General features: G+C 43.0%; 24 protein-coding genes. 14 read left to right on the plus strand and 10 right to left on the minus strand.

What is annotated here, in order from left to right:
- Window positions 1-45: 45 nt before the first annotated feature.
- The gene (gene kaiB, locus CYLST_RS15740; protein WP_015208713.1) at window positions 46-360 is read right to left on the minus strand and encodes a circadian clock protein KaiB; all 315 of its coding nucleotides are present in this window, start codon (window positions 358-360) and stop codon (window positions 46-48) included.
- Between the two features lie 105 nt (window positions 361-465).
- Window positions 466-1,047, minus strand: coding sequence for a KaiA domain protein (locus CYLST_RS15745; protein WP_015208714.1), 582 nt, complete (start codon window positions 1,045-1,047; stop codon window positions 466-468).
- Here CYLST_RS15745 and CYLST_RS34560 point away from each other — a divergent pair.
- Both CYLST_RS34560 and CYLST_RS15750 read left to right on the plus strand, forming a co-directional pair.
- Window positions 1,034-1,195: a hypothetical protein gene (locus tag CYLST_RS34560; protein ID WP_157162591.1), complete on the plus strand. Its 162-nt coding sequence runs from the start codon at window positions 1,034-1,036 to the stop codon at window positions 1,193-1,195. The genes CYLST_RS15745 and CYLST_RS34560 overlap by 14 nt on opposite strands.
- Before the next feature lie 496 nt (window positions 1,196-1,691).
- Window positions 1,692-5,081, plus strand: a complete 3,390-nt coding sequence (locus tag CYLST_RS15750; protein ID WP_015208716.1) for an ATP-binding protein — start codon at window positions 1,692-1,694, stop codon at window positions 5,079-5,081.
- Between the two features lie 77 nt (window positions 5,082-5,158).
- Here the strand turns inward: CYLST_RS15750 and CYLST_RS15755 are convergent, their stop codons facing one another.
- Both CYLST_RS15755 and CYLST_RS15760 read right to left on the minus strand, forming a co-directional pair.
- Window positions 5,159-7,072 carry an ArnT family glycosyltransferase gene (locus CYLST_RS15755; RefSeq protein WP_015208717.1) on the minus strand — a complete coding sequence of 638 codons (1,914 nt, stop codon included), beginning with the start codon at window positions 7,070-7,072 and terminating at the stop codon, window positions 5,159-5,161.
- Between the two features lie 191 nt (window positions 7,073-7,263).
- The gene (locus CYLST_RS15760) at window positions 7,264-7,887 is read right to left on the minus strand and encodes a hypothetical protein (protein WP_015208718.1); all 624 of its coding nucleotides are present in this window, start codon (window positions 7,885-7,887) and stop codon (window positions 7,264-7,266) included.
- Window positions 7,888-8,385: 498 nt separating this feature from the next.
- On the opposite strand from CYLST_RS15760, the gene CYLST_RS15765 reads away from it, so the two are divergent.
- Genes CYLST_RS15765 through CYLST_RS15780 form a run of 4 tightly spaced genes read left to right on the plus strand, consistent with a single transcriptional unit; the run spans window position 8,386 to window position 13,845 of the window.
- Window positions 8,386-8,718, plus strand: a complete 333-nt coding sequence (locus CYLST_RS15765; RefSeq protein ID WP_015208719.1) for a DUF565 domain-containing protein — start codon at window positions 8,386-8,388, stop codon at window positions 8,716-8,718.
- Between the two features lie 23 nt (window positions 8,719-8,741).
- A complete protein-coding gene (locus CYLST_RS15770; protein ID WP_015208720.1) occupies window positions 8,742-9,773 on the plus strand; it encodes a kinase in 1,032 nt (343 codons plus the stop codon).
- Between the two features lie 53 nt (window positions 9,774-9,826).
- Window positions 9,827-12,823 (plus strand): response regulator, encoded by a 2,997-nt coding sequence (locus CYLST_RS15775; protein WP_015208721.1) that lies wholly within the window; start codon window positions 9,827-9,829, stop codon window positions 12,821-12,823.
- 8 nt (window positions 12,824-12,831) lie between these two features.
- Complete coding sequence (locus tag CYLST_RS15780) at window positions 12,832-13,845, plus strand: response regulator (protein WP_015208722.1); 1,014 nt, start codon at window positions 12,832-12,834, stop codon at window positions 13,843-13,845.
- A gap of 614 nt (window positions 13,846-14,459) precedes the next feature.
- Here CYLST_RS15780 and CYLST_RS15785 read toward each other — a convergent pair.
- Entirely contained in the window at window positions 14,460-15,917 is a 1,458-nt protein-coding gene (locus CYLST_RS15785; protein ID WP_015208723.1) for a protein adenylyltransferase SelO, read from the minus strand.
- A 121-nt stretch (window positions 15,918-16,038) separates the two neighbouring features.
- Between CYLST_RS15785 and CYLST_RS15790 the strand changes: the two genes are divergently transcribed.
- Window positions 16,039-16,710, plus strand: coding sequence for an SMI1/KNR4 family protein (locus CYLST_RS15790; protein WP_015208724.1), 672 nt, complete (start codon window positions 16,039-16,041; stop codon window positions 16,708-16,710).
- 348 nt (window positions 16,711-17,058) lie between these two features.
- On the opposite strand, the gene CYLST_RS15795 is transcribed toward CYLST_RS15790, so the two are convergent.
- Window positions 17,059-17,640: a GNAT family N-acetyltransferase gene (locus tag CYLST_RS15795; protein ID WP_015208725.1), complete on the minus strand. Its 582-nt coding sequence runs from the start codon at window positions 17,638-17,640 to the stop codon at window positions 17,059-17,061.
- 291 nt (window positions 17,641-17,931) lie between these two features.
- Window positions 17,932-19,251, minus strand: a complete 1,320-nt coding sequence (locus CYLST_RS15800) for an IS4 family transposase (RefSeq protein ID WP_041233351.1) — start codon at window positions 19,249-19,251, stop codon at window positions 17,932-17,934.
- 400 nt (window positions 19,252-19,651) lie between these two features.
- On the opposite strand from CYLST_RS15800, the gene bioB reads away from it, so the two are divergent.
- A complete protein-coding gene (gene bioB / locus CYLST_RS15805; protein WP_015208727.1) occupies window positions 19,652-20,659 on the plus strand; it encodes a biotin synthase BioB in 1,008 nt (335 codons plus the stop codon).
- A 60-nt stretch (window positions 20,660-20,719) separates the two neighbouring features.
- Here bioB and petL read toward each other — a convergent pair whose 3' ends face one another.
- A complete protein-coding gene (gene petL, locus CYLST_RS33425; RefSeq protein ID WP_015208728.1) occupies window positions 20,720-20,815 on the minus strand; it encodes a cytochrome b6-f complex subunit PetL in 96 nt (31 codons plus the stop codon).
- A 134-nt stretch (window positions 20,816-20,949) separates the two neighbouring features.
- Here petL and aroB point away from each other — a divergent pair, with 134 nt between their 5' ends.
- Complete coding sequence (aroB, locus tag CYLST_RS15810; protein WP_015208729.1) at window positions 20,950-22,041, plus strand: 3-dehydroquinate synthase; 1,092 nt, start codon at window positions 20,950-20,952, stop codon at window positions 22,039-22,041.
- Window positions 22,042-22,173: 132 nt separating this feature from the next.
- On the opposite strand, the gene CYLST_RS15815 is transcribed toward aroB, so the two are convergent.
- Window positions 22,174-22,428, minus strand: a complete 255-nt coding sequence (locus CYLST_RS15815; protein WP_015208730.1) for a hypothetical protein — start codon at window positions 22,426-22,428, stop codon at window positions 22,174-22,176.
- A 355-nt stretch (window positions 22,429-22,783) separates the two neighbouring features.
- On the opposite strand from CYLST_RS15815, the gene CYLST_RS15820 reads away from it, so the two are divergent.
- Window positions 22,784-23,107 (plus strand): hypothetical protein, encoded by a 324-nt coding sequence (locus CYLST_RS15820; RefSeq protein WP_015208731.1) that lies wholly within the window; start codon window positions 22,784-22,786, stop codon window positions 23,105-23,107.
- Window positions 23,108-23,265: 158 nt separating this feature from the next.
- On the opposite strand, the gene CYLST_RS15825 is transcribed toward CYLST_RS15820, so the two are convergent.
- Window positions 23,266-24,798: an aminotransferase-like domain-containing protein gene (locus CYLST_RS15825; RefSeq protein ID WP_015208732.1), complete on the minus strand. Its 1,533-nt coding sequence runs from the start codon at window positions 24,796-24,798 to the stop codon at window positions 23,266-23,268.
- A gap of 177 nt (window positions 24,799-24,975) precedes the next feature.
- On the opposite strand from CYLST_RS15825, the gene CYLST_RS15830 reads away from it, so the two are divergent.
- From CYLST_RS15830 to CYLST_RS15840, 4 genes are all read left to right on the plus strand, one after another.
- Window positions 24,976-25,200, plus strand: a complete 225-nt coding sequence (locus CYLST_RS15830) for a hypothetical protein (RefSeq protein ID WP_015208733.1) — start codon at window positions 24,976-24,978, stop codon at window positions 25,198-25,200.
- Window positions 25,201-25,205: 5 nt separating this feature from the next.
- On the plus strand, window positions 25,206-25,331 hold the full coding sequence (locus CYLST_RS36360; protein ID WP_281172776.1) for a hypothetical protein: 126 nt from the start codon (window positions 25,206-25,208) through the stop codon (window positions 25,329-25,331).
- Between the two features lie 122 nt (window positions 25,332-25,453).
- The gene (locus CYLST_RS15835; RefSeq protein WP_015208734.1) at window positions 25,454-25,870 is read left to right on the plus strand and encodes a DUF1636 domain-containing protein; all 417 of its coding nucleotides are present in this window, start codon (window positions 25,454-25,456) and stop codon (window positions 25,868-25,870) included.
- Between the two features lie 132 nt (window positions 25,871-26,002).
- Window positions 26,003-26,755, plus strand: a complete 753-nt coding sequence (locus tag CYLST_RS15840) for a cobalt-precorrin-6A reductase (protein WP_015208735.1) — start codon at window positions 26,003-26,005, stop codon at window positions 26,753-26,755.
- The last annotated feature ends 132 nt before the right edge of the window (window positions 26,756-26,887 follow it).

A 26,887-nucleotide genomic window follows, 5' to 3' on the forward strand; every position in this document is an offset into this window, starting at 1 on the left:
TTCTCTATTACTAAACTTTGTAATCAATTTGGCTAACTAAATATTTTACTCTTGCCCTTCTTCTTCACTCAATTCTTCATAAAGTAAATCTAATCCTATCAATACTCTTTCTCTGTCTGAAAGATCACCGATAATTTTGCGAACTGGTGGGGGCAAAATTTTAGATAACGTCGGCGTAGCCAATATTTTATCTTCTTCTGCTAGTTGTGGGCTTTTCAGGACATCTATTACTTTTAAAGCATAAACACCTTGAAATTCTTGCTCTAAAATGTTTTTGAGTGTTTTTAATGCCCGTACTGAGTTGGGTGTGTTCCCAGCTACATAAAGCTTGAGAACATAGGTCTTTCTGGCTTTATTCATATAAGGTACAGGCTAGATGTAAACGTATAAATACAAGGTTTGCTGGGCTATTAAAAAAAATTAACAACGGCAATTGGCGCCGATTTTAACTTCAAAGAATTCTATTTATTTAGAAATCGAAGATCTATATATTTCGCACAGATGTGCCAGAATATCTATCAATGTCAAACGGTAATCAAGTAATGATTCATCGCTTCTTCCTTCTAATCTTAGCTGTTTGGAAAATTCGTCAATCACTTCCATATGAACTTCTATGATTTGCGGCACAGGAATATTAGCATAAAATAGGGCGTTGATAAATTTATCAATTTTTTCTTTTAATGTTTTGTCTGTTGTAAAGTAATTTATAAGAATATCTCGGTAGTCTGATTTTATTTTATGCAACAATTCTTGCCGCTCCATCTGACTCATCTGCTGAAAATACTGCTGGTTTTTCGGCTTGTAACATGCCAATACATAGGCATATTTATCAGTCAGTTGTTGATGTGGTTTTGGTGGTACCCACTTCGGTGAATAGCCGATTTTGGCAGGTGTGGCGGTAGCAACAAGCATGTAGTGCAATCGGTAAATAGTAGCATCAATTAGGTTCCACATTTGCCCGATCAAGCTTTGTGCTGCGGCCAGGCCCGTTGAGTGATTTAATTTTTTTTTAACATCCGGTTGCAGAATCAATATGGGTAATAACATCTATTGCTTATATGTCTCCGAAAATCACCCAGTCCAAGACTGGTGGGCTGATGTAGTGTGGCAAACGGTTTTAGATCAAGACTGGGTGTTTAAGGCTCGCTCGCCAAAGGTTAGTGCTGGCTACTCAACAACCTGGTGCAGTGAATGAGTGCTAAGACTTGTATGGTCGTTGATGACGCAAATGGCGGTCATAGGGTGTAGTAGCTAATTTAAAATTTACATTATGTATATCTATCTGAATATAGATTTTTTTATTTCGCTCCTTGATAAGATACTTAAACGAACTTAAAGTGTTGTCGCATTCTAAATCATTATAATTCCTCAAGGTTCTAAAGCGAATCTTTGGAGCCATAATTGTTTTAGCTGTCGCTATCGATGAGGAGTTTCAATACCAGTAGGACACTGGTGAGGATAGTCGCTCAAAATGAGGAGTGGCAAAGGGAAACACTGCCACTCTGAAAATGATTGGACGCAACCAAGTGTCCGTGAAGGTAAAGCCCATTGTTTCAATGGCGTTGAAATTGTCACCAGAATCGCTTATATGAGTCTTCTGAGAGGAGATTGCTTCAGGCGCAAAAACCATCAGCATTTTGGCCGATGGTGATGCTGGAGGTTCCCACAGGAAGAATGACCCCCGAAGCCTTATGTCAATGCTACAGTACCCACTTTATGACTTTCTAGCAACGGTGCCCAGCTGCTTAGAAACAAGTACTCTGGCAGTGGTGCTGGAGATTTTTGAGCAAGAGCAGTGCGATCGCTTGGTAGTGGTTAATCAACAACAATGCCCCATCGGGTTGTTGCACTCTGCCCGTTTAATCCAAAAATTATTGGCAGCCGCCGATGGTGACAAGGTTTTCAATTTACAACAGCCACTGTCAACCGTGGGCGTAGCCCTTGTTGAGCCAATACAAACAATACCAGCTGCTGAACGGCTGGAGAAATTTTGCTTGTTGTTGCGTTACCAACAAACCCAAAAAAACCGAAATTTAGATTGGGCACTGATTGACTCAGAGAAGAAATTTTTGGGGCTAGTAGATAGCTCACGCCTGTTGCGATTATTGACTAAAGAAAAAGTAGCAATTGCCTCAACCGCCCAGCGCTCCCCTCAGGGGACTGCCACAGAGTATGATGCTGGCGAGAAAACACACTCCAGAATGCGTTCACCTACGCCCCACCTTAGCCCATCGCCAAAAGAACCTCAGCCCGTAAGACACAAGCCATTGGTGCAGTTGTTAGAAAGACTGCCTTGGCCTTTGATGCTACAAACAAGTACTGGCGAAGTGGTAACACAAAATCCAGCTTGGTGGCAACAATTGGGAGTACTGAAAGATCCAGAAGGTGTGAGGCAAGAGGTAGAGGCCATACTTGCCCCTGCTAACGCTAAACAACCAGAATACTCCAGCCAAAAAGCCGTCAAAGTTCATCCTAATGGCAGAGGTAATGAAGACGAGGATACACCCAAGGCGATGCAACAGCATCCAGGAGAAAATACCTGGTCGGTGAGCAGTGAAGCAATGCTGCAAACAGGCTTGCCACCGGTCGTGAACAACTTTCAAGAGTCGCCATTACCGATAAATACTGCATCTCGCTGCTTTTTGGATAGTCGTCTGGGCACTTGTACCTGCGTCGTCGAAGTGCAAAATGGTCAAGAGAGAGTCTGGCAGTTTGCCAAAATCCCATTAGATAGTCCTGAATTGAAAGTCTTGAGTTCTAATTCAGAAATTACCCTGAGGTCTCAGGAACCAGTAATCAGCACCGAGGATCTGTGGTTGGTGTTAGCGACTGACGTTACCGAGCAGCAGCAGCTTTGCAAAGAACTGGCAGCCAAAAATGCTGATCTGATTCAACTGAATCGTTTAAAAGATGAATTTTTAGCTTGTATTAGTCACGAACTGAAGACACCCCTAACCGCGGTTTTGGGTTTGTCGCGGTTACTTGTAGATCAGCAGTTGGGAGAACTCAACGAGCGTCAGGCCCGTTATGCCGGATTAATTCATCAAAGTGGACGCCACTTGATGAGTGTGGTCAATGACATTTTGGATTTGACCAGGATGGAAACCGGACAGATGGATCTAATGCTAGCTCCGGTCAAAATTCGCGCTGTGTGTGAACGCGCCCTATCGGAAGTAAAAACGCTCCAGAATAAAACAAGCATTGCCTCCCATGCAGGACTTGATCAAAGTACACCCTCAAGATCTCACCAATTTAACCTCGCCATTGAACCAGGTTTAGACCAGATGGTGGCGGATGAATTGCGCTTGCGCCAGATGCTGGTACATCTGCTTTCCAACGCTTTTAAGTTTACAGAAATATCTGGAGAAATTGGGCTGCGGGTAAGTCGTTGGGAAGGGTGGATTGCCTTTACAGTGTGGGATACAGGTATTGGCATTCCCGAACACCAGCAACACTTAATCTTTCAAAAATTCCAACAACTAGAAAATCCCCTCACCCGGCAGTTTGAGGGCACTGGTCTGGGGCTGGTATTAACCAGGGCCCTGGCTCGCCTCCACGGTGGAGATGTCAGCTTCTTGTCTCGTGAAGCTAAAGGCAGCCAGTTTACGCTACTCCTGCCGCCCAGTCCTCCGAAAACAGGTAACGGCTCGCCAGAAGGGTCAAACTCAGAAGACTGGGAGAACCTTACCAGCAGCAGGGAACTTTCTACCTCATCATCTGGGCATCTCGGTACACCATCACAGCATCATCCCACTAGCTCACAGCGGTTAGTGTTAGTAGTAGAGGCAGTAGCCCGATATATTGAAGACTTGACCGAACACCTCAAAGGTTTAGGTTATCGGGTAGTGATTGCTCGTTCGGGAACAGAGGCTGTAGAAAAAGCCCGTCGCTTGCAACCAAAAGCCATTTTCTTGAATCCGTTGCTACCTCTGCTATCAGGTTGGGATGTGCTGACTTTACTGAAGTCTGATGTCGCTACTCGCCACATTCCTGTAATTGTGACAGCAACGGGTGCTGAAAAGGAGCAAGCTTATGCTAATCAGGCCGATGGCTTTTTGAACTTACCAGTAGAGCATCAGGTATTGACACCGCTGTTAGAAAAGTTATGTGCGGCAACATTAGAAGTTCAGCAGCTGGGGTCAGACTGTAACGAAATTAATGTAACTAAAATCCCACTGCGAATTCTCCGGTTGGTGAATCCGGAGTTGGCATCGGTTAACCCCCACCCTTCACTTCGAGAACATCGGGTGATTGAAGTAGATGATTTAGATCAAGCTGAACTCTTGGCGCGGGTGTGGCAGTTTGATGTAGTTTTGCTGGATGTGGAAACTTCCACTGCTCAAACTTACCTGCAACAGTTGGCTAAGTATCCCCGCTTGGTAGCTCTACCGCTGGTAACTTGCGATGTCGCCACCACCTTGGCAGCTTCCCAGATACCAGGACTGTCGGTGTTTCCTTACTTAACTCCTTTTGGCAGAGATAACAGCAGTCATAATGGAAAAACAGATGCTTTACTGTCGGTGCTGCAAATTGCCTCTGGTATCTGTTGCCCTCCCAGCATCTTAGTGGTGGATTTGACGATGCTGCGCGATTTACCACAGGTAAGACGCAAATCGGTAAGCGGTCATCAGGCAGAAAAAAAATCCTCTGAACGGGGATCTGAGTGGTTCCAAGCTTTAATTCAGTACTTACAAACTGCTGGCTTCAAAGCGGCGATGGGTCGCTGCTGGGCAGAAGTGCTACAACAGATTCGCCATCAAAGCGTTGACTTACTGCTGATTTACTTGGGAGAATCTGCCATACCTAAAGAGGTGCGAAAAGCACTGAAAGCATTGGGAGATTTACCTCTCAATTTGCCACCAATTTTGGTACTTGACCAGCGATTAAATCAGGTTGCTCATCAGGACATAGATTCGTCTAGAAAAAATGGGTTTGAGTCTATAGAAACTGTTGTCGGAAGTTTAGCGGCAGCTCACGGCGGTATCGCTATCCAGGTATTACCCCGTTCTATATCAATGGAAGATCTGCTACACCAGATTAGTCAAGCTTTAGTTGTTAAATCCCAACATGAAAAATGTTAATAGGGATTGGGAACTGGGGGGATTGGGGAGAAGAATTAATTTTTTTACCAATTACCAATTACCAATTACCAATTACCCTAACTTGATGAAGATATATCCAAGTTTTTAGGTTTGATTTTCTTCAAAGGAACGCGAATCAGCTGATAAGCGCCCTTGGTGCCTAAACTCTTGTAATTATCTGGAGGTAAGTCCATTTGTAGCAACCTTTTCTGCTCGGTCAGAATCAGCAACGATGGAGGCTGTAATTTCTTGGCGGACTGGCGTTGAATATGGGCTACTGCTTCTTGAGATAATTTTATGTAATTTACCCGACCACGGCTGTAAAAAGCCACACTGGGCTTTTTGAAGCCAACCATGACCAATTCTTCATTTGGTTGTTTTTCTTGGGCGGCGATCGCAGATAATTCCCTTAAAGGTAACTGACGCTCCCGATCCATCAAAAATATAGCTGGCATTAAAACAATCATCAAAAATGCCACAAACCCCAGCAAATTAATGCTGATGATCGGACGCCAGCGATGGCTCAGTAGGAGAGCCGCGATCGCGATCGCACAAAGTAGCCAAATTACACCTCCCCATGTTGTTAAACCCGACTGTTGAATCAATTCGTCTAAGTTGGGTACAGCAGGATCACTGCCTAATATTTCGGGTAGGTGAAACAGTGCCACTGACAAAACTGATAAAAAAGCGACATTCACCCAGCCAGTTACTCGGAACAGAGAGGAAGAAATGGGGGGATGGGGAGATGGGGTGAAAGAAGTCTCCCTATCTGGCAACAGGCTACTCCATAATAGCGCCGCCAAAATAGCTGCGGCTGGCATTAAAGGCAACACATAGCTGGGGAGTTTGGTGACTGCAATGCTAAAAAAGCCAAACACAATCACAAACCAGAACCAAGCAAATAAACCTAATTGTTGAGAGCGTTCTTGAGTACGCCAGTGCGATCGCTGCCAAAATTTTAGCCTCACCATTGCTGCTGGTAAATAAACCGAGTATGGCGCAAAGCCCAGCAGCACCACCAAAAAGTAAAAATACCAAGGGCCTTTGTGACCATTAACTACTTCTGTAAAACGTTCCAGGTTGTGATAACCAAAAAAGGCGTTAATAAAATTCCAGCCATTGCGCCATATCACTAACGCATACCAAGGCACTGATAAACCTAAAATAATCAGTATCCCTACCAGAAGGCGCATTTCCTGCAAGACTTCTCGCACCTTCCCCAAATACAGCAAAAACGCAGCAATAATTAGTCCAGGCAAGACAATCCCCACTGGCCCTTTGGTCAAAATTGCCCCAGCTATTAGCACATAACTTGCTAAATACCATTTATTAGGAAATGGGGATTGGCTATTGAGAGCATACAAGGAAGAATTTTCTCCTTGTCTCTCTTGTCCTCTCTTGTCCCCAGACCCTTTCTTTTGTGCGTACCCCAGAAAGAAGCATAACAAAGCTGATCCGATACATCCGGTGAGCAGCATATCTGAGACACCGGTTCTTCCCCAAATAATCATTAAGGGACTGAGTGCCATTACAGCAGCTGCAACTAAAGCTGTTAAATAGCGACGAGTCGAATTTGTCACTTGCTCTAATTCATCTTTCTGTGCCAGATGCCACTGTACCGTGTAAAAAGCCAAGCTAATCACACCCATTGCCGCTATTGCCGAGGGTAGACGCACTGCCCATTCATTTACCCCAATCATTGCATAGGCGATCGCTTGGCACCAATAAATTAAAGCAGGTTTGTCAAAACGAGTTTCACCATTAAAATATGGGGTGATCCAATCACCGGTGACAAACATTTGCCGGGAAGCTTCTGCAAACAGTGGCTCTGTTTCATCAATCAAGCCAATGCTGCCCAAATTCCACCCAAAAGCTAAAGAGCCAATCAGCACCAAGCACAGAATCGACACAGTCACAGCAAGGGCTGGACGCTTTCCTAAATTGTTGAACCACTGCTCAACAGCACGGAGAACACTCAATTTCAGCCTCATGAATCGATACGTAGAGACACAATTAATCGCGTCCTTCTCACAATAGTCAACAATCAACAGTCACTAGTCAATAGTCGTTTGGTTGTTCTATTTTGTTCTCAGGATTTACGCACACCTGGGGATTGGGTAATTGGTAAAAAAATTAATTTTTCTCTCCTGCTCCTTCCCTTGTCCCAAGTCCTCCGTCCTCACTATGGATTCAGTACCAGTTGCCATTCTTGGTTTTGGGGGTTCCTTGCTGGTGATGGAGTTTCCCCGACAACATAAGGGCCCCAATAGCGACGCGTTCCATCCTGAGCAAAGGCCACTAAAATATCTCCCTTGGACAGCTTTAAATTACCTTGAGGCAGAGAGAGAACCAGCCCCTTTTGACTACCTTCTTGGGGAGCAAAATCCCAATGGGCTGGGATATCATTATGAGTTTTTTGAGAGTCACCACCCTTGACTGCTGGCTGTCTTGCCAATAGTGCCAGCCTCACAGGCTGATTTGTTCGGTTGCTCATTCGCAAAGTTCCTTGAGTTTTGGCTTTATCAGCTGAGTCAAAACGATATGCCAACAAGGCAGGAGAATTCTTTCTCGTACTGAGATCTACTTGGTTAATCGGGGTGGAGGCGCTAGCGGAAATTGCATTTGCTGGTGTAACAGGTGAGTCGGTTTTTCTCTGCAATTCGTGTGACTCTGTAGATGTTGGTGAAGATCCCTCTGGGTTTGTGGACTCAAAGGATACGCTCATACCAAGGCATCCCACAAGTGATCCCAACAGTCCCAATGAACAAGCAGTAACCGCAAAGTTACGAAACAGGGAAGATTTCATAAGGATAGATTTTAGAAATAATTATTTGTTTAGGCTTGACCAAATCTTAGCCGCTGATCCCAAAATGGTAATTAAAGAAAGTTGCCCATTTTTAGACTCTCTGAAAATCAGGCGGGAAAATGTATCATAAGTATCATTTTTCCTGAGAAAATAAATGTAGGAAATAATTTATTTGTAGAATCACCAAAAGAAATTTTTACCAGCCAGGTATTCCCGCCAACAAAGCATTCTTTTAGCAACCTCCAAATTAATCTAAAAACTATAGTTCATCCTTGGTACTTCACCCCTCATCTTTAAGATAACTCTGCTACGCCATGAGTTACCACCCTAGGGACGAAAATCTTTTGGGGATCTGTACTGCTCTCAAGACGATATGTTGTATAAAATTTGATAAATACTGAAAATTTGGGACACCATCAAACAAGCTTATGCTAAAACCGATATCCTGAATATGGGAATATTTCAACATATCTTGACTTTTCGCCAGAAGTCCCCAAAATGCAAAATACTCGTCTTAACAACTTGTTTGACACCATTGCTAGGCAATTGGGGCAATGGTTTATCAATCCTTGGCGACGGCTTTCGCTGCTGGTAATTAGTTTTTTATTTGGTTTTTTTCTAGGCACAGCAGTGTCTACCACCGCTGGACAAAAGGCAGAATTGGACATTGTGGTAGCTGGGTTTTTAGTCCTATTAACCGAGGTTACCAGCAGGATATTTTATAGTCGTGGCTTTTTGGCTAGGCGATCGCTTTGGGTAGAATCATTAAACTTGCTGAAAGTTGGTTTCATCTACAGCTTGTTTATCGAAGCCTTTAAGCTGGGTTCGTGATCTCTCACCACAGGGGCGCATAGATGATTAACTTGACGACGGATACAACAGATGAATCCTGGCAGATGTGGGCATGCGAGGCAGCACTGGCGGATACTTTCAGGGCCCAAGCTTTTGGCATCACACCGGAAAATGTGGCTGAGGTGATCGAAAAGCGATCGCACCTACTCAAATCTGTTCTCCCAGTATTTAGCCAATTTTGTGAAACTACCCTCCAGGTGCAACCCCAAACGATGTTGCAGGTGTTGTGGGACTTATGGCTGCCTTTGGGGATCAAAATAGCAAAAGAGCGCCAAAATTTAGAAAGACCTTTAATTCAGGGGATTTTAGGCGGACAAGGTACTGGTAAAACCACTATGTCTCAGGTTCTGGGCTTGATTCTCCAAGAGTTGGGATACCGCAGTCTGAGTTTGTCTTTGGATGACTTATACAAAACTTATCGCGATCGCCTAATTTTAAAAGCGCAAGATCCCCGCTTGATTTGGCGTGGCCCACCAGGTACTCACGATATCGACTTAGGCTTAAATGTCCTAGATCACATCCGTCGGGGTGAGAATCCGGTGATTGTCCCCCGGTTTGATAAATCTGCCTATGGAGGCGCAGGCGATCGCACAACTCCGGAAATAATTACAGATGTAGATATTGTCCTCTTTGAAGGTTGGTTTGTCGGTGTGCAACCAATTGATCCAGAGGCATTTGCGATCGCACCACCACCAATTATCACCCCAGAGAATCGGCAATTTGCCCGTGATCTGAATCTTCAACTCAGAAATTATTTGCCCCTGTGGGAGCGCTTAGACAGCTTAATTTTACTTTACCCAACAGATTACCGCTGTTCTTTAGAGTGGCGCAAACAGGCTGAACGGCAGATGATTGCGGCTGGCAAACCGGGAATGACCGAATTGGCAGTGGAAGAATTTGTCAATTATTTTTGGCGATCGCTACACCCAGAACTATTCATTAACCCCTTAGCCAAATCTTCGACATTCGTTGATTTAGTTATCGAAATTCATCCCGATCATACTTTTGGTGCAGTCTATAGCCATCGCACCTGATAAATAGAAGAGTAAAATTAGACATAACTTTAAAAAAACAAAAATACTTAAATATGGAAAACACAGAAGTTACTATATCAGAACTAATTGATATTAGTAACTGTGACCAAGAGCAAATCCATATTCCTGGTCATATCCAGCCACATGGTCTACTCCTGGCTTTACAAGAACCCCATCTCAAAATCTTACAAGTTAGTGAAAACACAAATCAATTATTTGGCATTCCAGCAGAATTTTTACTTGGTCAAAACTTAACCTGCCTATTATCTCACGAGCAAATAAAGTTTATTACTGATGCCTTGACACAAGATAACTTGGCTTTTGTCCACTTATTTGAAATTAAAACTGAGGCTAGTAAAAGCCCTCATTCTTTTCTAGGAATGTTACATCGCTCTCATGATGTTTTAATTCTGGAACTGGAACCTCATTCATCTACAGAAACAAGTCTATGTCTAGAAAAATATCATCAATTGGAAAAAGCAGTTTCTAGCATCAGCAATGCATCCAATTTGGATAAACTATTTCACATTATTGCCCAAGAAGTTAAAAATATAACCCAGTTTGACCGGGTGATGCTCTACAGGTTTGAAGCAGACTACAGTGGAGTTGTGATTGCAGAAGATAAGCAAAGTAATCTAGAAAGTTACCTAGGATTGCATTATCCTGCCACTGACATTCCGACTCAAGCCAGAAAATTTTACTATGAAAATTTGCTGCGAGTTATTCCAGATATTAATTATCAGCCCGTAAAAATAATTCCCACAAATCACCCCCTAACAGATAGACCTCTTGACTTAAGTGGTGCATTACTGAGGAGTATATCACCATTGCATGTTGAGTACTTGCAAAATATGGGCGTTGCTGCTTCAATGTCCATTTCACTAATCAATGAAAACAGACTTTGGGGTTTGATTGCTTGCCACCATTACACTCCCAAGTATATTGATTATGACATTCGCAAAACTTGTGAATTTATCGGTCAGTTTGCATCTCTTGAGTTACTTCATCAGCAGGAAAGCTTGTTGAACTTTTACCGCCAACAAGTCAAATTAATTCAGGTACAGCTAAGTCAAAATTTAGGTAATAAATTAGACTACATCGGTAATGTATTCCAGCGTAATGAATCCAGCGTCTTGAATTTAGTTCGCTCTACTGGTGCTGCCATCTTATTAGAAGGACAACTAATATTAATCGGTAATACTCCCTCTGAATCAGATACTCAGGAGCTAGTTACCTGGCTACAAAACCAAAATCAACAGGAGATTTATTACACAGATTCTCTACCTCAACTTTACCCAAATGCCAGAAATTTCCAAGATATAGCCAGCGGTATTCTCGCAATTTCAATTATTCTCAACCAGCGGTCTTACCATATCATCTGGTTTCGACCAGAGCAAATTCAAATTGTTCATTGGGCAGGTAATCCTAATAAGCCGACATCTATTACCTCAGACAATAACCTGCGTCTAACTCCACGGAAATCATTTGAACTCTGGAAAGAAACTGTTCAAGAGAAATCACTTCCCTGGCAACCATTTGCAATTGAAGTTGCACAAGAAATGAGGAATAATCTCATGTTGGCAGCACTAGAGTTTTCTCAAATGGCTCTACAGGAGGCAGCTCAACAGGCAGAAATTGCCAACCGCGCCAAAAGCCATTTTCTTGCCAAAATGAGTCATGAATTAAGAACTCCCCTGAATGCTATCTTGGGATTCACTCAGCTGATAACCCGTAATGGCTCTTTATCTCCAGAAGATCAAGAGAATTTAGACATCATTAATCGTAGTGGTGAGCATTTGCTGATTTTAATTAGTGATGTTTTGGAAATGTCTAAAATTGAGGCTGGTCAACTAACCCTGAACGAAAGCTATTTTGACTTGCATCGTCTAATTTATTCTATTCAGGAAATGTTAGCACTGAAAGCTTCAGATAAGGGGCTGAGTTTAGTGACTGAAATTGCTGAAAACGTGAGCCAGTTTGTTTGTGGTGATGAGGGCAAGTTACGACAAATACTCATTAATCTGATAGGAAATGCAGTCAAATTTACCATTGTTGGTTACATAGCTCTCAGAGTATCTTATCCCAGCACTTCTTCATCTTTAGCAACTGACCAAGGCAAGATAGTTGTCGAATTTGAACTTGAAGATACCGGGCCTGGGATTGCTATTGATGATTTGGGATTAATCTTTGAAGCATTTGTACAAGCTAAAAGTGGGCGACAGTTTATGCAGGGTACAGGTCTTGGACTAGCTATTAGCCGCCAATTTGCCAGACTCATGGGAGGTGACGTTACAGTTAGAAGCATCTTAGGTCATGGTTCAACCTTTACTTGTCAAGTTCAACTCACCCAAGTTGACACAGTTGATGTTCTTCATCCCACACAACCTACAAGACGAGTCATTGGTTTGCAACCAGGGCAACCTAACTACCGTATCTTGGTGGTTGAAGATGTCCCAGAAAATCGGCAGTTAATCGTCAAACTGCTCAAGTCTGTTGGGTTTGAGGTGCGTGCTGCGGAAAATGGTTTAGAAGCAATTGATATTTGCCAAGAGTGGGAACCGCACTTCATTTGGATGGATATACAAATGCCCGTGATGGATGGACGTGAAGCAACTCAGCGAATTCGAGCCATTACCCAAAGAAAAGACCTAAAGATTATTGCTCTGACTGCGAGTGCTTTTGAAGAAGACAGAAAAGCTATCTTAGAAATTGGCTGTGATGATTTCGTTACTAAACCTTTTGAAGAAACTATTTTGTTTGATAAAATGGCACACTATCTAAGTTTGCGCTACATCTATGCAGAAAATAATCAACAAAAGCTGCCTGAAGCTAAAATCCAATATCAACAATTGACTTTATCAGATTTGCAGGTTATGCCGACCGCTTGGATTTCTCAAGTCCATGAAGCAGCGCTGATAATTGACGATACAAAACTCTACGAGCTTTTTGCTCAAATACCCGAAGATCAGCATCAACTTGCAGATGCCTTAAAAAATTTAGTTGAAAACTTCCATGTGGGAACTATTATTAATCTTACTTCCTTGCCATAGTATTCAGTATGTCTATATCTAAAAACAGTAATAAATCTAATCTGATTTTGCTTGTTGATGATACCCCAGACAATCTACGCTTGCTATCCAAGATGCTAGAGTTACAAGGATTCAACGTTAGAAAAACTGTTTCTGGAAAAATGGCAATCCAGGCAGCAAAGCTAGAACCTCCTGACTTAATTTTGCTTGATATTAATATGCCTGAAATTAATGGTTATGAAGTTTGTCGGCAACTGAAATCTCAAGCAGAAACTGCCAATATTCCCATAATTTTTATTAGTGCTCTAGATCAAACTACAGATAAAGTTATGGCATTTGAGATTGGTGGAGTAGACTACATCACAAAACCTTTTCAAGAGTCAGAAGTATTAGCAAGGGTGAAGAATCAATTGATTATTCGCCAGCAACAGCAGCAACTCATCATCCAAAACCAACAGTTACAGCAAGAAATATGTGAACGCAAACGCGCTGAAGAAGCTTTAGTTTTAGCCAATCACCAGCTAAATCTCTTTGCACTCTTAGATGGCTTGACAGGAGTCGCCAATCGGCGGAAATTTGATGAATTTTTTGGTCTTGAATGGCAGCAACTTTTCCGGGAAAAGTTACCTCTATCTTTACTATTATGCGATGTTGATTTTTTCAAAAAATATAACGATACCTATGGTCATTTAGCAGGAGATCATTGTTTACAGCAGGTTGCTAAAACAATTGCATTGTCGGTTAAGCATCCGGCTGATTTAGTGGCTCGTTATGGAGGAGAAGAATTTGCCGTAATTCTCTCAAATACCAATTCTAACGGGGCTATGTATGTAGCAGAGGTAATTAGAAAAGAAGTACATAACCTCCAGATTCCCCATGCTCAATCTAGAGTTGATGAATATGTAACCTTGAGTATAGGAGTTACAACTATTGTCCCCAATCTTGATATTAGCCCAGATACCTTAATTGCGATCGCTGACAAAGCGCTCTATGCTGCCAAAGCGCAAGGGAGAAACCGGATTGTAGCTGAAAATTTCAATTGATGAGGTTGCAGATAAGCGATTTGAGAAAAATGGAACCACAGATCAGCAGGACTTACGCACAACTAACGCATTTCTTTCCTTGCGAGGCTTCCGACGCAATCCCAAACCGCTGTAAAACCGTGATAATGCGTAAGCCCTGATGAATACAGAGAATTCAGGCTGTGTTTATCAGTTATTACTTATACCATTTCTTTATGAGGCTGCGCGGAATTTCCTAACTTTGTCTTCTCCTTCTCTGTGTCCTCTGCGGCTGGAGTGGTAGCCTGCGGCACGCCGCTCCGCGTCTACGTTTATCTTTAAATTGAGCGCATCTTTATACAGAATTGGTATTACGTACCCTGATCTGAGACTTCTGGCTGGCGTCTACCTCTGTAGTCAATACTGCTCGGTTAAGAATATTCGTAGGTTGGGTTGAGGCGAGAGCGAAACCCGACAAATACTTGAAAATGTTGGGTTGAGGAACGAAACCCAACCTACAGGTTTTTATTTTTTAGACTTAACCGAGCAGTATTGCCTCTGTAGTTACAAATAATCAACCAGGATTTTTGTAAGAAGTATAATAAATTATTGCTGGATAACAAATAATTGATTATTCGCGTACTGATAATTTTTGACTAATATCCTGACTGAAGTTTCTGAACCAAATCATAAAAAGGTTGCCAATTATCCGACTCGGCAATTGATTCCCAAGTTGATTCAATTACAGGTCTTAATAACGCTGTTTTTGGATTATAGACAGCCAGATTTTTGGCAATTTTTTCCATGTCTGCTAGGTCAAAATTATTGAGAATTTTATGGTAAAGTACGCACCAATTATCAAAACCTGTTGAAGATCCTAATCCTGGCACAATATCTGAATCATTCATCACAAAAGCTGGTTCATCTCGCCATTTGTGGGAAAAAGTGCGAGCCATCTCATAAAAGAATTGATGATAACCAACTTGGCTATTTTGCAAAAAGGCGATCGTCATCTGCAAAAGCTCATCAGCTTCTGGATATGGCAACTGCTCAAACCCCAACTTCTTCAACATCAGACTTCGATATTCAGCCTGATAATATTCCCCAAAGCTAGCTAATCCTGCCTCTAAATTGCTCTGATCAATCACCGCCTTTAATGGTTCTTGGAGCATTTCTAAATTCAATTGGCAAATACTCGGTTGCTGGCTGTAACAATAGCGTCTATAATAGTCGAAATATGCAGCAGTAAAGTAGGGATCATAAGTAGGGATAAAAGCATAAGGGCCATAGTCAAAACTTTCCCCCGTAATTGACATATTGTCAGTATTGAGGACTGCATGACAAAAGCCAGCTGCCATCCATTGCGCTACTAGTTCCGCTACTCGTTTGACTAATTCTGCATAAAACAGGGCATATTTATCTTTGTCAGCAACTAAGTGTCGGTAATACTGCTCAATTACATGGTCTAACAGCTTTTTGGTTAAATCTGGACGCTGAAAAAAGTGCAGTCGCTCAAAAGTACCAAAGCGAATGTGGGAACTGCCCATCCGTACCATCACAGATGAACGGGTAGGAGAAGGTTCATCGCCTCGCCAGAGAGATAAACCTGTTTCAATCATCGTTAGACAACGGGAGGTACGTACCCCCAGGTAGTGCAGCGCTTCTGCTGCGAGAACTTCCCGCACTCCGCCTTTGAGTGTGAGCATACCATCACCACCACGGGAGTAAGGGGTTCTACCAGAACCTTTGGTGCCAAAGTCGTACAATTGTCCGTCACTGGCCCGTACTTGCCCGTAAAGAAAGCCTCTACCATCGCCCAACTGCGAGTTATATTCACCAAATTGATAGCCGTGGTAACGCAGTGCTAACAAGGGTTTGCGCCCCTTAAATTGACCAAAAGCTGTAATAAAATCTTCGTCTTTGACTATTTGGGGATTTAGTCCCAAACGGGGTAGCAGTGCATCATTGCGCCAACGCAAGATGTGTTGGGGAAATTCCGCCGCTGCAACTTCGTCATAGTAGTCGTGGCCTAGAGATTCCAAGGCACTTTCGTAGTTGAGGGTGAGAAAAGGATTGCTAGAATTCGTGTTATTTGGAGTTTCAGCCAGAGTCATTACGAGCAAAGCTTAATTCATCATTTCCTTAATACTACCTCTGGTATCAGCCTCAGCATAGACAAAGAAAGCGTTCCCTGTCTGGGAATAGCTGTGCTACTTGAAAATCGGGAGCGGGATAATGAGTAAAGTTTTGCAATTAAAGAAGAAGTTAACTCAATTAGCTATTTTAGATGCTACTTTTGAGGTTTTTGGCTCAGAATCACATCAATATCACCTCAAACCTTGTTTACAAGACGCAGATATTCAAGTTTTTGAAGCAAGGCATCATATCACCCTGCCCAGTGAATATTGTCACTTTTTGTTAGAAGTTGGTAATGGTGGGGCTGGACCAGGATACGGGCTGTACAGCATCCCTGGACTTTTATCTGCTAATGGAATTGCCACCACACCATATCAAGTAAACTACGAGATTCTCTCTCAACCATTTCTGCTGACAGAAGCATGGAATGATTTGGATTTGATCATTAAAAATCCAGCGGGTACGGTAACTAATAATGATGCTTACTTAGACAATAAATTTATCCAGGGAACTCTCACTATGGCTAATTATGGCTGTGGAATGTATGCTCTGTTAGTTATTACCGGAGAACAACAGGGAAAAATCTGGATAGATGACCGGACTAATGATAGTGGTATATATCCCGCTTCTGGGAATTTTTGTCATTATTTTCATGACGCCGATCATCAGGATTTTCAGCCAGATAGCGACGAGGAGCAGCCTTTGAGTTTTTATGATTGGTATGAAGACTGGCTCAACCGCAGTTTATATCAAATTCGTCAGTCCGTTTGACATCCTCCCGCCGCTAACCTGGAGTACCAGGTATAGGGCGGGATTCCAAAGATTGCTCTTTGGGCTTCCTCAAAGTTGTTTGTGATAAATAAAACACTCGTAGATCCCCCCAACCCCCCGAACGGGGGGCAAAAACTTCTCAAAGTCCCCCGTTCGGGGAGCGGGGGCGGGGACTGTCTTGTCTTTGCTGTTTTGATTAAGTGTGTGTTTTTATGCCATTTTTGCTTAAAAATACTATAGTTTATTTTATGAAGTTGTGCTTTATTCTCCCACAGACTAAAGTCACTGGCTCTAGAACAAAGCCTGCCAAAGCCAGTTAATTATGTGCGTCTTCATCAAGAAATGGGATTAGTTGATTATATTACTTGGTTGCCAGTGAGGATTGGTGAGACTTGTGAGGATATGATCTTCCCATTTTCCATTAATCATCAAGTAGTCTCTTGCATATCCTTCTACTACAAAACCGAGTTTTTTGAGGACGTTACCACTGCGGCGATTGTGCGGCATATAATTTGCCATGATGCGGTGAAAATTTAATTCTTGAAATACATACTGAGTTGCTGCTCCCAGCCCTTCTGTCATATATCCTTTATTTTGTACAGCCGACGCCAGACCATATCCCACATAGCAAAAATGGGCAGATCCTCGGATAAAGTTGCTAAAATTTATCGTGCCAATAATTTTTGTGGGCTGGTTTTTGAGATACATAAATAGCTTTAATGAATGATCATTGATGAATTCTAAAAAATTGGTTTCAACTTGATATTCCCAATACTCTTCGGTGAAAAAACCATCAGCCCACAGGGGGTAAAATGGGGTGAGATAGGTTTTGTTATCGGTAAAATATTTGACAATTTGGGGTATATCTTCTGGGGTCGCCACTCTTAATAACAGGCGATCGCTTGTAATTAGTGGCAGTTCTGATTTCATCGGGATATCTTCCAAATACATTCTAAGGATTTGGTAAATTTTCTCATACCTGCGGCACTGGGCATAATGGGCTTAAAACTTTGGCTGAAGACAATTGAATAATTTTGTAATGCTGGGTATTCATTGATCTGGTGAATTTTAGTGGAAAATATGTGCCGCAGTTTACAGAAATCTGTTGAGCCTTGCTCAGACTGGATCAATTGAGCAGCTGTCCCTCTGATTTAACTAAGGGACTTGCAAATAATAAAACATCCCAAATTTTTTTGTGGGGTGGGCTTCTAGCCATTGGTGTCAAGTTAAGGCATCAGCCCAGATGTCAAGTGACCGAGCAGCCGTTCGTCGGTGACGTTGACGGACGGCTTTGACCAACCCCATCGAACGATGATGTTCTACGAGCCAAGGAATAAGTTGTAACCCAGGGTTACGTAAAAGTGCGCGGTGGAAAAAATAGAAACTGCGAAAAACCATTTCTACAGAAATGCGCTCAATTGGCTGTTGTAAAGCTACTGCGACATCGGCACACAAGTCATTAAGAACAGCGTAGAAAATCCAAGTAGCATATATTTGCATCTGCACACCATTAGTGCCACCAACCCACAGATAGGACAATCCCAATAAACGCTTAGTCAATAAAAATGCATCCTCAATGCGCCAGCGTCGACGGTATAATTCGCAAACTTCCTGTGCCGAAAGTTGTTGTGGGTCAAGAACATTAGTCAAGTAATGATACCAAGTCTTGCCCCACAATACGGAAACTTGGCGCATGGGATGGCGACATGGGTTGGTGTGATGCCATCCCATTTGAATAATTTCGTCTTTGTAGTGAGAGCCGTCAGAAAGTACACGTGCTACCTTATATCTCACCTTTTCCTTTTGGCGTGTCAGCACATACTTATTAGCTGTAGTCAGAGAATCAAACCATTCAAAACCATAAAATCCCATGTCTACTACGAGTAAACCGCCTGAAGGTAAACGTTCTAACAGTGCTTGCCACCAACGAGTCTCATTTCGTTTGACATCGGCATCATACCAAACTGCCACGGGAGTGTGAGTGAAAGCTTCAACCACCATCAGCATTTTTCCTGCCAACACCGCACCTGTTTTTTCTTGCAGTTGTCCGAAGTGTTTTTTCATGGCTTCGAGTGTCGAGGCGTCTCCAATCCAAATGGCGGGAAATTTCTCGGACACTGATGCCCAGGCTGGGGCTAATTCCCTTACACTCCTTTTAGCTGCTAGGCACTCTATGACCTGCTCTAACAGTTTGGCAAATAGATGAGCCGGTAGGCTGTTGAGTCTTTGAGACAAAGCTTGCTTACTCACTTTCGTTGCCTCTACCCACATCAATCCTTCTACTTCTAGGATTCGCAATACATCTGTTAAGTGCTGTACTTGTCTATACACTATACTCAACACTATTGCTGCCATTACTGGTAGGGTCAGTACTCGTGAGCGCAAGCTCCGTTCTTTATCTTTTACTTCTTTGAGGTTGGTAAATGTGCCTGGACTTACCAACTCAAACAACCTTGATTCTATCTCTTCACTTGCCGGAGCCGGTACGTTGACTCGATGGCGAAAATCTGGATTCCCTTGCTTTTTCCGTGGTTTACTCATGGCTCTTTTCAACACCCCTGTGTTGACTTCTACCATTAGGTTTCCCTCTCTTGACACAAATCCATTTTTCTTAACTTGACACCAATGGCTTCTAGCCCGCCCGGAATATGGGATGGGCTTCTAGCCCATCCCACAAGATTGGGTAATTTGTTTCTTGGAAATCCCTAAGATGCTGTTATGAGAAGAAACAGCCGTCTGGATGTGGGATTATGCCAAAAACACCAGTTAAGGTGATGATTTTTGCTGTGAATCTGCCAGTTAACCAAAATCTTGATAAGCTGATTTCTAATATCTACGGCCGCTGGAATCAAAGCCGAATGGTATAACTTTGATGCCATTTCTTTGTCCAAAAGCTGTACTTGTTAGCTCTTGATAAATCTAGTTTACAAGAAGGATAGTGATGTCGGGAATACGCTACGATTGGCAGGAATCAGAGATTCGGGCGATATATAATACGCCATTGCTAGAGCTTATTTATCAAGCTGCTAGCGTGCATCGCCAATATCATGACGCAACAAAAATACAAGTCTGTAAGCTGATCTCTATTAAAACAGGCGGTTGCCCAGAAGATTGTAGCTACTGTGCCCAATCTTCTCGCTATAAAACAGAGGTAAAGGCGGAAGCACTCTTAGAAAAAGAAACGGTGGTTAGCATTGCCCAAAAAGCTAAAGCAACGGGTATTAGTCGCATCTGTATGGGTGCTGCTTGGCGGGAGGTGCGGGATAACTCGCAATTTGAGGATGTCCTGGACATGGTTAAGGACGTAACGGCGATGGGTTTAGAGGTATGCTGCACTTTGGGTATGCTGACTGCAAATCAGGCCCAGCGCTTGGAAGATGCGGGACTGTATGCCTATAACCATAATTTGGATACTTCACGGGACTACTACAGCACTGTTATTACTAGCAGGACTTATGACGATCGCTTAAATACGATTGAAAATGTCCGCCAAACTAATGTGACAGTGTGTTCTGGCGGTATTCTGGGACTGGGCGAAAGCGTCGATGATCGTGTGGGGATGTTATTCACTTTGGCAAACCTCAGCCCCCATCCAGAGTCTGTGCCGATTAATATTCTCTCCCAAGTTCCCGGTACACCTTTGGCAGATCAACCCGATGTGCCGATTTGGGATGTGGTGCGGATGATTGCTACTGCGCGGATTTTAATGCCAGCTTCTGATGTGCGTTTGAGTGCTGGTAGGGCTAAACTTTCTCAGGTGGAACAGGCTTTTTGCTTTATGGCTGGGGCCAATTCTATTTTTTCTAGCGATGACAAAAAGATGTTAACGGTAACAACTCCTTGTCCAGATTATGATACTGACCGGGAAATGCTGAATTTGCTGGGTTTGTCGATGCGTCCACCGCACCAAAAACAGCAGACAGTACCAACGCCGGCTGTTGTGGGTTAAACATCGGCTAAGTAAGATTAATGTAGAGACGTTGCAGGCAACCTCTCTACATTCTTTCAATTAAATGATCTTGGCAGCACGTAAACCGAATAGCAAACCTACGGATATAGCCAAGAACGCACCCAAGTAGACGACGTAAGCGATCGCAGCAAACATTGATCTTTCTCCAAATTACTTCACTAATATCTATTGAATCATTAGATTCGGTTATCAGTTGTTATTTTTCCCGTTGCCACCATTTCTTCAGATTGCGGTAGAATACGCCCACAGCAATTGTTTGGGGTTAGGGAATGAGTTCTGTGATTAATGTAAATCTACAAGAATTGTCTTATGAGATTGCGATCGCACCTGCTAGCTTAGATCAACTCGGTCAACAGATGAGCGAATTGCCGCTTGGTAAGAAGGTGTTGCTAGTTTCTAATCCGATGATATTTAAGCATTATGGGGAAAGAGCGATCGCATCCCTGAAAAATGCCGGCTTTTCCGTTGCTAGCTGCAACCTACCACCTGGAGAACGCTACAAAACCCTCAACTCCATCCAGAAACTCTATGATATCGCCCTAGAAAACCGCCTAGAACGTTCCTCGACGATGGTAGCCTTGGGGGGAGGCGTTATAGGTGATATGACAGGCTTTGCTGCCGCTACCTGGCTCCGGGGGATTAATGTTGTCCAAGTGCCCACCACACTCTTAGCAATGGTAGATTCGGCAATTGGCGGTAAAACTGGCGTAAATCATCCCCACGGCAAAAACTTAATTGGGGCGTTCCATCAGCCACTCCGAGTATTAATTGACCCAGAACTATTAAAAACACTACCGACGCGAGAATTTCGGGCAGGAATGGCAGAGGTGATCAAGTACGGTGTCATTTGGGACACCGATTTGTTTGCTCAGTTGGAAGCGAGTAAACATCTCGACCAACTCCGCTACGTAAAGACCGACCTGATAAACAACATATTAACTTATTCTTGTCAAGCCAAAGCCGATGTAGTTGGCAAAGATGAAAAAGAATCTGGATTACGGGCAATTCTCAACTATGGTCACACCATCGGTCATGCAGTAGAAAGCTTGACAGGTTATCGCCTACTAAAACACGGTGAAGCTGTGGGCATTGGCATGGTAGCCGCCGGACAAATTGCTGTAGAACTGGGACTTTGGCAAAAAGAAGATACAGAACGGCAAAACGCCCTAATTCAAAAAACAGGTTTACCGACTAAGTTACCTGCTCTTGTGGATATTGAAGCAATTATTAATGCTTTGCAATCGGATAAAAAAGTCAAATCCGGTCAAGTGCGCTTTGTTTTACCGACACAAATTGGTGCAGCGACAGTTACCGACCAAGTTCCATCAGATATCATTCGGCAAGTGTTGCAGGGTATGTAAGAACCTCACCCCCAAGCTCTCACAGGTGTCAGTTTTTGACAACAACACCATCTAGGAAGGAGGACAAGTGCTTCAAATTCATCGTCTGACTCTTGCAAGCACTTACCCGAATTGAATCTGACTCTGACAAAACTAGAAATTATCCAATCTAATATCCTTCCAAATATCAGAAACCTGCCACCCTGTTCTCCCAACAGATAGGACTACAGGATTATCACGCGACGGAATATAGTTAGTTTCTTCATACTCTATATCCAGTTCTAGCTGTTCCTCAACTGTTGGTTCTTCAATATTAAGATTCTCCGCTTCAAGGTTTAGCTCTTTTGACTCCTCTGTTGTTTTGATTTGATCGAGGAGAAGCTTTTCAGATTTTTTGATGAGTCTCATGCTTTTTTAAATCTTGATGATTTGCACATTAAGGGGTGAAATGAATCGATACCGTTGGCAAATTTACCACGCTATCGGAAATCAAAATACTACAGAGACTAAAAACATTAATTTGTTGTCGCACCTTTTGTCAAGTACAGAGGTGATATTCTTGCCACGCCAATAATATCCGGATCTCGGCTCAACCTTTATATCTCTTCCTGACATCAATCAGAAATCACCCAACTTCAAACCAACGCGATAACTACCTATTACTGCACTATCCAGAAGTAAATAAAATCCGACTTACGTTTAATCCGGACAAATCGAAATCCAACTGAATAGGAGTTTATCTAGAATTTCTCTGCTCAAAATTATGGAAATGCCCCAACGCATATCAATTCGCTACAAAGATGTGCCCTACAACATTAATGAGATCCGCTTGAAGACCTTCCGACTTGGGTTACAAATATGGGAAGAACAAACTAAACCTAGAAAAACAGAGCTTTATGAATTTATATTGTGTTGTTTGAAACAGGTTGACCGCCAAGAGCGTTTTATGTTTTCTCTGCTGTTTATAGAATTAACAGATATTGTCCGCAATTCGGCAATTGAAAGGGGAATGAAAGAGGTGATTATTAAAACAGCCTTTAGTGAGTTTGCTTGTGCATTAACAGACTTTGAAAATGCTGCCAAATAACATCAAATTTTTTAGTATTTGATGGCATTGTATCATATTCATGATCGGAAATCCTGGCAGCCTAAGCGAATTTGATCTGGCTTCACTCGGCTAACGCTGCCTTTGCAATCACATCTGGGTTTCATCCCAAATGAGATCGGCTGCAAATTGTTGTCATATTACATTGAAGCTAGGGGAAAACCTTGGTATTTTAGGAAACTGGGGGTTAAATAGTTTTTAAGCAGACGACCAAGAATTTCGATTCCTTGTTCAATATCCTCTGGTGTGTGGCAAAAATTTAACCGCATCGCTGGATAGCCACCTCCGGGGAAAAATGCTGCACCACTAGCAACTAGGACATTCTGAGCTAAAGCTTCTCGACAAATTGCCTGAATTGGTAAATAGTCTGGTAGATGAGTCCAGAGAAATAAACCACCTTTGGGAATAGTCCAGGAAACGACATCGGGAAAATAACGCTCTAGTGCTTGCAGCATCACATTTCGACCTTGCAGATTACTAGTCCGCACGCGACTAAGGTGACGGCGGTAATGTCCCGATGCTAAAAACTCACTCACAATTGTCTGCGATACCGTAGACACGTGTAAATCGTTCAGTAATTTCTGCTTAACCAAATGCCGATAATGCTCACCCTTCACCACTATGTAACCAACTCGTAATCCAGGCATCAGGGTTTTTGAGAATGTACTGATGTAAGTCACCAAATCATCGGTATCGAGTGCCTTAATCGGAGCAGGCACAGGTTCAAAATTTAAGCCTTCATAGGCATTATCTTCCAAAATATGACACTCATACTGTTGAGCTAAAGCCAGTAAAGCTTGACGATGGGCTATATAAGTTGTGATACCCGTCGGATTGTGTAAAGTACTGATGGTGTAGATTAATTTTGGGCGGTGACTTTTAAGATACTGCTCCAGTAACTCCAAATTCATCCCCCCCGCAGTCATGGGAATTCCGATCACCTTAGCTCCCAAATTTTCGAGAATGCCCAATACGCCATGATAAGTAGGGGTTTCCACAATCACCCAATCACCATTACCCTTTTGCAAGTAGTACTGCATTACTAGCGATAAAGCTTGCTGTGAGCCACTGGTAATAATTATTTCATCAGGGAGAACTTCCAATCCTTGCTGCACTAACATCTGAGCAATCAACTGCCGTAGGCTGATTTGTCCTTGAGGAAAGTCTTCTTGAAATAAGATATCTCCTGCTTTCGTAAATGCCCGTTTAGCAACCCGTTGAAAATTATCTGAGCTAGAAGTTGGGGGAAAACCTGAACTGAAATCAACAATGTCTCGCTGTTGTCGAGCTTGAATTGAAGCTGTATATTGCTCAAAAAATGCCCCTCCTCCTTGGGAAATGATCACCTCTTGGGACGGGGCAAAGGTGGAGCGCAAGGTAAAATTAGAAGTTGCTGTAGGGTTGACAAAATATCCTGAACCTTGACGAGCATGAATCAGTCCATCGGCTTCTAGGAGACTGTAAGCTTCAATCACAGTCAACTTGTTAACTTGAATACTCGTGGATAAAGCCCGAATAGAGGGAAGTTTTTGTAGGGCTGGCATTTTGCCTGATTGAATCAGACGACTCAGATAATCGCGAATCTGTAGATAAATAGGTGTTTGTGAGTGTTTATCTAGGGGAATATTCACAGCGAACCCTTCCTTCACGATGACAGCAGGGACTACGGGCATTTTAAGGGATTTTTCTTGGACTGAACCAGTACAGTTGCGGGCAATTTGACTATAACAGTTGAAATCGCTGCCACTGTACCAGAATAAAATGTCTGAATCTGTACCTTCTCATCAAGCTGTTACTGAGGGAAGCTAGAAAGTATCTGATGCTCAATCGAGCCAGGAGAGACTTTGGTTATGAAGATATTTTATACATGGTTGCTGGTCGGGTCAAAATGCCAAAGCGTTTGGCAAAGCTTAGTTAGGTTGCTGACAACTAGTTCTGAATTGCAAGTTTGGCAAACCCACCGTGGCGGTGATACTGCTTGGCACGCCTATGACCCAATGACTGGGCGTTCTGCTTGTTTTGGCTCTGAAGCTGAAATGCGGATGTGGATTGAGATGCAGTATTACAGCAGGTAGTTAGGATGACTAAATTTTTAAGTATTTACCGCATTAACCCAGAAACTCTGGGACTGGGTTATGGCTTCTTGGGTGTGCTGGGCTTTAGCTTACAAGTAAATCCGTCACTGTCCCGTGTGAACCGATTTTAGAATTTATACTTAAGTAAAGACGTTGCATTCAACATCTCTAGATTGCTCAAAATCTAAAATTGGGTAAGTCAGCGTGCCCACTGAATTATATTATCGGGTTCTACAAATCTGCGAGGATACAGATGACTGCTACTACAAATCCAACCAGTTCCCCTGGTGTCGCCACACATACTTTATTTGTTTGTAAGGTCTGTGCCAGTGTTTGGCAAGAGGGAAAACGCATCGGTGAAAGCGGTGGCGAAAAACTACTCCAACAGCTTCAGCACCTCGCACAAGATTGGGATTTACGAGATGAATTCCCGATTGAGGAAGTGGAATGTATGAGTGCTTGTAACCGTTCTTGCGTCGTCGCCTTTACTGCTAAGGGCAAATTAACTTATGTGTTCGGTGATTTGACTGTTGATGGCTGTGCCTCGTCGGTGCTGGAATGTGCCCATCAATACTACATTCAGCCAGACGGTGTACTGCCTTGGGCAAAAAGACCAGAAGCTTTGAAAAAGGGACTTTTGGCCAGAATTCCGGCTTTACCGACGATTTAAGCAATCCCCAGGAAACGCGAAAATTGAGAATTTAGAGATAGACCACGAGATTGACACAGATGAATTATCTTTATCTGTGTCAATCTGTATTTATCTGTGGTGACTTTTTCATAAAATCCAAAATTGCTGATAATGCGCGTTTTGATTCTGGGTGGGACGGGTGATGCTGCGGAGTTAGCTGCAAGGTTGGCGACTATTCCAGGAGTTGAAGCGATCGCATCTTTAGCCGGTCGTACCCGTGAACCATCAACCCCCATTGGTAATTTCCGCATTGGGGGATTCGGTGGTGTGGCGGGTTTGGTTGATTATCTGCGAGGAGAGCAAATTGATTTTTTGATTGATGCTACCCATCCTTTCGCAAATCAAATTTCTTTCAATGCCGCAGATGCCGCCGCATCCGTGGGAATCCCTCGTTTGCTGTTAAATCGTCCGCCTTGGGAGCAGAAACATGGGGATATCTGGGTTAAGGTTGAGAATGTTACAGCCGCCGCTACAGTCCTAGAAACCCAAGCACAGCGGGTATTTTTGACTGTTGGTAGACAAGAACTTTCTGCTTTTGCAGATTTAAAAGATATCTGGTTTTTGATGCGGATGATTGACCCGCCTAACCCTGATGCGATCGTACCGCCGGGAATGCTGTTGTGCGATCGCGGCCCTTTTGCTTTGGATAATGAAAGAGCAATTTTGACTCAATACAATATAGATGCGATCGTCAGCAAAAATAGCGGCGGTGATGCCACCTATCCCAAAATTATCGCCGCGCGGGAACTAGGAATCAAAGTCGTGATGATAAACCGTCCAGCCATCCCCCCAGGTGAACAAGTCGCAGATGTTGAAAGTGCTGTGGCGTGGCTGGTTGGTAAAATAATCACACGTGATATTTAGCAACAACTTGTAAAACGGTCTACGACGGGCTACGCCTACGCCAAAAATAAACTGGCAATCTCCAATATCAACCTCAGCGCCGTCAATATTCGTCATCGCCCAAAAATTCATCCCACACTGCCCTTCGGGTCA

The sequence above is a fragment of the Cylindrospermum stagnale PCC 7417 genome, from assembly GCF_000317535.1.
Classification (GTDB): Bacteria; Cyanobacteriota; Cyanobacteriia; order Cyanobacteriales; family Nostocaceae; genus Cylindrospermum; species Cylindrospermum stagnale.